Here is a 6,000-nt window from a genome sequence, read left to right on the forward strand (position 1 = left end):
CTCCAAACTGAAGAATTTAGTTTTCATAGCTTTATATCAGGGGCCCTACTTTCGTAGGGCCTTTTTTATGCTCCTATCGTAGAGCTGTTCCGCCACGAAAATCCAAGGGCTACTTACTCTCTCAGGTATGTCCGGATGGGTTCTGGCGAAGCCGCTACATTTGAGTTTAGCGGGCTAGATGAAAATTTTGCAAGAAAGCCAGGCATTAATTTACAATAGGAGCAAGCCCCAAACCTGCTCCAAGTTTCTACCTACAACTGCATCACTACACCACAGCCACCACATCCTTGGGCAGCCAACCTGCTGTGGTATCCCCCAGCCTGACTTTGTACCAGCCGCTGAGCTCATCGGTCACCTCCAGAATCTCGCCTGGGACAAGCTCCCGGACCTGCTCGCTGATGCTATCGGGCGCGAGGTAGAGGGAAGCTTCGGGAGACATCACCACCGCTTCCGTGCGCAGGTATTCCTGCTGAGCCCGGCTGTAGCTCAGGCTCAGGGGCAGGATGGCCGCCAACAATGCCAGCAGGCCTAGAAAGAAGCCTGCTTTCCGGTAAGTGCGGGACGAGCCCCATTTCCACGCTGCCAGCCCACTTGCGCCGATCCAAAGGAGCAGTATGCCCAGCCAAGCCCAGCCACGAGCACGCAGGCGGCCAGCCAGCCCGTTCCAAAGGCGGACCGTAGCCGATTGCCTAATTTGCACTACGGGCGCCCCTAGCTCGTCTTGCACAAGCTGCAGGTTGGACCTGACCTGCTGATTTTTGGGCGCCAGCCGCTGTGCACGCCGGTAATGCAGCACGGCAGCTGCCAAATCGCCGTTCTTGTAGTGGGCGTTGCCCAGGTTGTACCAAAGGGCTACAGATTCGTAACCCGCATCGCGCACCGCTTCATAGCGGCTAATGGCAGCGGGATAGTCTTTATCCTGATACGCCTCATGGCCTGCCTGTAGCAATTGCTCAGGAGCTGAAGCAATGGCCAGGCTCTGTAGCCCAAAAAGCAAGGCCACAAATATCCAAAACTGCTTATCCATCTTTACTCGGTTGTTTTTTCCTTTCCACCGGCAGTAGCAGGCCGCTCCGGTTTTTTCACCTGCCGCCCGTTGACAGGCAGCGGCTGCAATTCCCGTTTCCGGGAAAGGTCGAACAGGTCGTCCAGCCCTCCGGGCCGGAAATCGGTATCCCAGCGTACCCCCTCCAGCTTTAGCTGCTCGTGATTGGCCTGCCCCATAGGCAGCATTTGCGCCTTGGGCTGATTCATGAATTTGATTTTCTCAACTTCGTTGTCCCCAAAGTAAAGGACCATTTCGCTACAAACGGTCTTGTTGACGCCTACATATTTTTTGCTGTCGTCAATCGCATAGTACACCGACTCCGCATTGCCGTTCACATCCATGCGCCGGAGCTCGTTTTTGCGGAATACCGCCGTGATGAATTTCCCTTTCACTTGGTTGAACAGGATCTCATCCGGGGAGTTGACGATGAAGGCGTTCTGCCGAAGGTAAATGCGGTCGATCTGATCGTTGACCAGCTGAATGTTCACCGTATCGGCGTAAAATTGAGAAGTGTCCGACCAGACTAATGGCTCGCGGAACAGCCGGAAAATGGAATCTGTAGTGCTATAAACCAGGGAGTCGCAAAGCGCCTGCAAATCAGACTTGTAAATGCGTACGTCATGATAAGCCCTGAGCTGCCGTGCGCTATCCTGCCCCAGGCTATCCTGCCCCAGGCTATCGGCCCGGAGGGAGAGCAAAGTATCCGAAGCCATGAAAAGGGAGTCGCCATCAAGCAGGGTAATCAGCAGCGGGCGGCCGTTGCGGCCGCCAAAGGCTTTTAGGTAATCCCGCTGCCGGTCGTATTCTGCTGTATCACAACGAATGGCGAGGTTTGCTGCCGTATCCTGCCAGATGACATCCCCAAGTGCCAGCCCCATCCCGAGCTCTTCGCTGTAATCTACCTGGTTGGCCTCAAGGATTTGAGGGGGGTCGCTGATGCGGGTCCTGCCTCGGGTAGAATAGACCTCGCGCTTAGCATCGTATATGATCTCATCGCCTTGGATGTCCTGTTCGGCATCCCGGTAACGCCCATTGCCACGGATGGAAGTCCGGTCGAGTTCCTCTTCATAGCGGATCACATCCCCCGTTGCTTCCCTTTCGCCTTCTGTAAAAATGGCATTGCCGCGCAGATCGTAGGCTTTTTCCTGCCCATCGTACCGTATAGTATCGGCAACCGCCAACTGCTCTCCGCGTTGGTACTGCGCATTAGACCTAAATTCTGCAATATTGCGCCCGGTATCATAAAAGCCCGTTTCACAGTACAGCCGGGTCGTATCACTGTTGATGAGCGTGGGGCCAAGAAAACGGACTACTCTGCTTTCGGTATTAAAAGCGAGCGTATCCGCCAATAGGTTGAAAGCCGTATCGATGACGATCACACTATCCTTGAAGTAGATTTCTTTATCCGACACATAGTAATAGCCCCGCTTGCTCGTCAGCTGAGTTTCTCCCTGTGTAAGCGTCGCGCCATTTTGGTAGGTCGCCACTTTGGTGCTGAGGTCGTAGGTCAGCCGGTTGGTGAACAGCCGCTGCTCCCCTTTTTGAAGGATGACATCCCCAAAGAGCTCAGCAATGCGGGTACTGCCATCGTAATAGAGAGAGTCTGCAAAAACACTGAGGGAATCCCCCTGCTGAATGAGGACATCGCCCTTGGCGTAAACCTCCATATCATTGCGGATGGTAGCCGTGTCGCAATACATATAAATGCTGTCTTGCCGGAGCTCTACATTGCCATTGAGCTTTTGCAGCACATCGCTCCCAGCTTGCAGGTACTCGAACACATCTGCGTGGTCTACCTCAACTTCCTGCCGTGCAGTATCTTGCGCCGGCGCCTGCTGAGCAGATAACGGCCCTCCCAGCAAGAATAGAGCGGCACCTATCAGTACCCTTTTCTTTACTTCAACTTGAAATCTAATCATGTTGCAAACTTCCGGCTTTCCCGCCATTAACCAGCCCTTTATGGAATACTTTTTTGAAACGCGCACCTCCTGCAAGCCGCTGTGCCCCTATACCAGGTTAACCCTTCTTTAACAAGGGCGCAAACCAGATTGCCGCTTATGGGGCCTGCCCAGCCTGTTTCGCGGTAGGGGGCCTGCCCCTGCCGCAAGGATGGGTCAGCGGGCAGGTGCCGCTATGCTACGGGGCTCGCTGTCCGCTCGGCCCCTCGCCCTACAGGCGTCGGGTCTGGCCTTTGGCCACCCCTGCGCAGCGCTAGGCCGGCGCCAAGGAGGTGGCACTGCCCTACCGGCAGGCTGTTTTTTTTCTATTGGCAAGTAGGCAGCATTGTGGCCTTTTTTCTATATTGTAGCATCGTCTGAGCTACAGCGCGGCGCACCGGGCGCTGCAAGCAGGTTGGCTCAGCCTGGGCAAAGTGGGAAAAAGAACGACAAATTGGGGGGATAAGTGCGTGTATTAGCGAGTTAGTCACCATTAAAAAAATAGAAACAATGAAAAAACATTTAACAATCACATTTGCTTTAATTAGCAGTTTTCTTTCTGCACAAGTAACTTTTACTCCAAACTATGTATCTGGCGGATATAATGGGGCAGAGCCTCTTTCAGTGTTTACGACTGATATTGACGGCGACGGCGATAAAGATATTTTCGTTTCATCAGAGGGACCAGTTGTTCCTGATAATAAAATGTATTGGTTTAGAAATTTAGGCAATGAAAATTTTGAAAGGCTAACCCTCTCCGAAGAGTATGGTTCGACGCTGATTGAGGGAATTGATTTTGATAGCGATGGAGATATTGATATTGTATCAACTGAAGGTGATATTGTCTGGTTTGAAAATGATGGAACTGGTATATTGACAGAAAGAATTGTCCCCTTTGAGGCAGGAGGAATGTTTCCAATGGGTTCAGGTAAATCTGATATAATTGATTTAGACGGAGATGGGGATTTAGACATTTTATTGCCTTCAACTACATTTTACAATATTCCCCCTTGTGATGATTACACATTGTTTTGGATGGAAAATGATGGCAATATGAATTTTACTCCGAAATCAATTACCTGTGATGAATTCGATGACGCAAATGATGTAATAGCAGAAGATTACGATAACGATGGAGATTTGGATTTCGTTGCTGCCGCAGGATGTAATCCTGTTACAATTTCATGGTACGAAAACAATGGGAATGAAGATTTTATCTATCACTTTATTGAGGAGATTCAAACCTGTAATTCAGGAAGACTAACAAAAGGCGATTTGAACAATGATGGAAATAAAGACTTCCTTTTGTCCAATAGCAATTTTATTTATTGGTATAATAACGATGGAAGTGGAAACTTTGCCAAGACAACAATTTCATCTGACGTTTCAGGAATTAGGCAAATATCTGTGATTGATTTGGATGAAAACGGTAACATTGACATTGTAATAGCTCAAGGTGGGTCTAATAGTGTTATGTGGTTTCAAAATAATGGTAGCCAGCAATTCGCAGAAAATATTGTAGGTGAAAATATATTCGGAAGCGCATCATTTGTTTTTACTGACGATATTGATAATGACGGAGACTTTGATATTATTTCCTGCTCATCTGGTGACAATACTATATCATGGTTCGAGAATGATGGACAGGAAAAATTTTTTGAACACCAAGTTCAGAATAAATCATTTGGAGCATCTGATGTTTATGGGGCAGATATTGATGGAGATAATGATATTGATATTGTATCAGCATCGAGATATGATGATAAAATTTCGTGGATTGAAAATTTCAACAATGATGTGTATTCAGAACATGTAGTCGGGAAAATAGATTATGCAACTGCCGTTTTTGCAATAGATATGGATAATGATAATGATGTAGATATTTTAGGAGCAGGACAATATGTAGCTTGGTATGAGAATGATGGTAACAACTATTTCACCGAACATATTGTCACATTAAATACAAGTTCAATAGAAACAGTTCATGCAATTGACTTCGATGGAGATAACGATGTTGACATAATAACAGACCCTTTGGGCATTTTTTGGTATGAAAATGATGGTAGCCAAAACTTTACAGAGCATTCCGTATATGACAATACAGGCTCTTGGTCTGCTTTCCCAATTGACATGAACAATGACAATAAAATTGATGTAATCTCTGCATTTGAATATGATGACCAAGTTGGTATTTTCACCAATGATGGCAGCCAAAATTTCACAGAACAATTTGTCGATTTGAGTTCATTTAATGCCCAAGCAGTTTTTCCCATTGACATTGATAATGATGCGGATATGGATATAATTGTTGCGACAGGCACGCCTTATTCTCTGGTTTTAATCAAAAACAATGGAGGTCAGAGTTTTTCTGAACAAATAGTGACATTAGATATTTTTCAGCCAATTGCAGTTGGCGCTGGAGATATGAATAATGATGGAAATGTGGATATTGTAGCATCTGGGGCTGACGGAATCCTTGCTTGGTATGAAAATGATGGCAATCTCAACTTTGACAAAAAAGTCATTTCTTCTAATTCATTGGATGACCCTGTCAACCTTCTTGTAATTGATGTAGACAAGGACGGAGCTTATGATATTATAACCAACTCTATGCATGATGACCAAGTTGTTGTTTTCTATAATGACATAGAAACAACACCTGTAAATGAAATATATTTAGAACGAGAATTATTAAATATATACCCAAATCCATTATCAAATTATTCGGACTTGTTTTTTACCGTTAAAGAAAATGGTTTGGCAACAATATCCATATATAATCATCTTGGAGTTGAAGTGAAAAAAAATCACTCTGCCCAAGTGACAAATGGAGTTAATTCAATTAATATTAGTGGAGTTAATTTGCCATGCGGTGTTTACACCTTAAATATAAATATTAATAACAAACTACTTGTAGGAAAATTTATTATAATAAAAGACTAAAGAAGAAAACGGTGACTAACAAAGTGCAAAACGGCAATAGCGGCTATGCGCCGCTACTGCGTTTGCACAGAC

The 6,000-nt window shown here is 46.3% G+C and carries 3 protein-coding genes; 1 reads left to right on the forward strand and 2 read right to left on the reverse strand.

The features are described from left to right. Positions 1-265 precede the first annotated feature (265 nt). Positions 266-1,027, reverse strand: a complete 762-nt coding sequence (locus tag FRY97_RS11235; RefSeq protein WP_147167619.1) for a tetratricopeptide repeat protein — start codon at positions 1,025-1,027, stop codon at positions 266-268. A 2-nt stretch (positions 1,028-1,029) separates the two neighbouring features. After that, positions 1,030-2,967: an OstA-like protein gene (locus tag FRY97_RS11240; protein ID WP_170254603.1), complete on the reverse strand. Its 1,938-nt coding sequence runs from the start codon at positions 2,965-2,967 to the stop codon at positions 1,030-1,032. 528 nt (positions 2,968-3,495) lie between these two features. Here FRY97_RS11240 and FRY97_RS11245 point away from each other — a divergent pair. Next, a complete protein-coding gene (locus tag FRY97_RS11245; protein ID WP_147167621.1) occupies positions 3,496-5,928 on the forward strand; it encodes an FG-GAP-like repeat-containing protein in 2,433 nt (810 codons plus the stop codon). Positions 5,929-6,000 lie beyond the last annotated feature (72 nt).

Source organism: Phaeodactylibacter luteus (assembly GCF_007993045.1).
Taxonomy (GTDB): Bacteria; Bacteroidota; Bacteroidia; order Chitinophagales; family Saprospiraceae; genus Phaeodactylibacter; species Phaeodactylibacter luteus.

Coding starts and splice junctions, on each gene's coding strand:
- FRY97_RS11240 (WP_170254603.1), bottom strand. CDS start 2,967: ATGATTAGATTTCAAGTTGAAGTAAAGAAAAGGGTACTGATAGGTGCC.
- FRY97_RS11245 (WP_147167621.1), top strand. CDS start 3,496: ATGAAAAAACATTTAACAATCACATTTGCTTTAATTAGCAGTTTTCTT.
- FRY97_RS11235 (WP_147167619.1), bottom strand. CDS start 1,027: ATGGATAAGCAGTTTTGGATATTTGTGGCCTTGCTTTTTGGGCTACAG.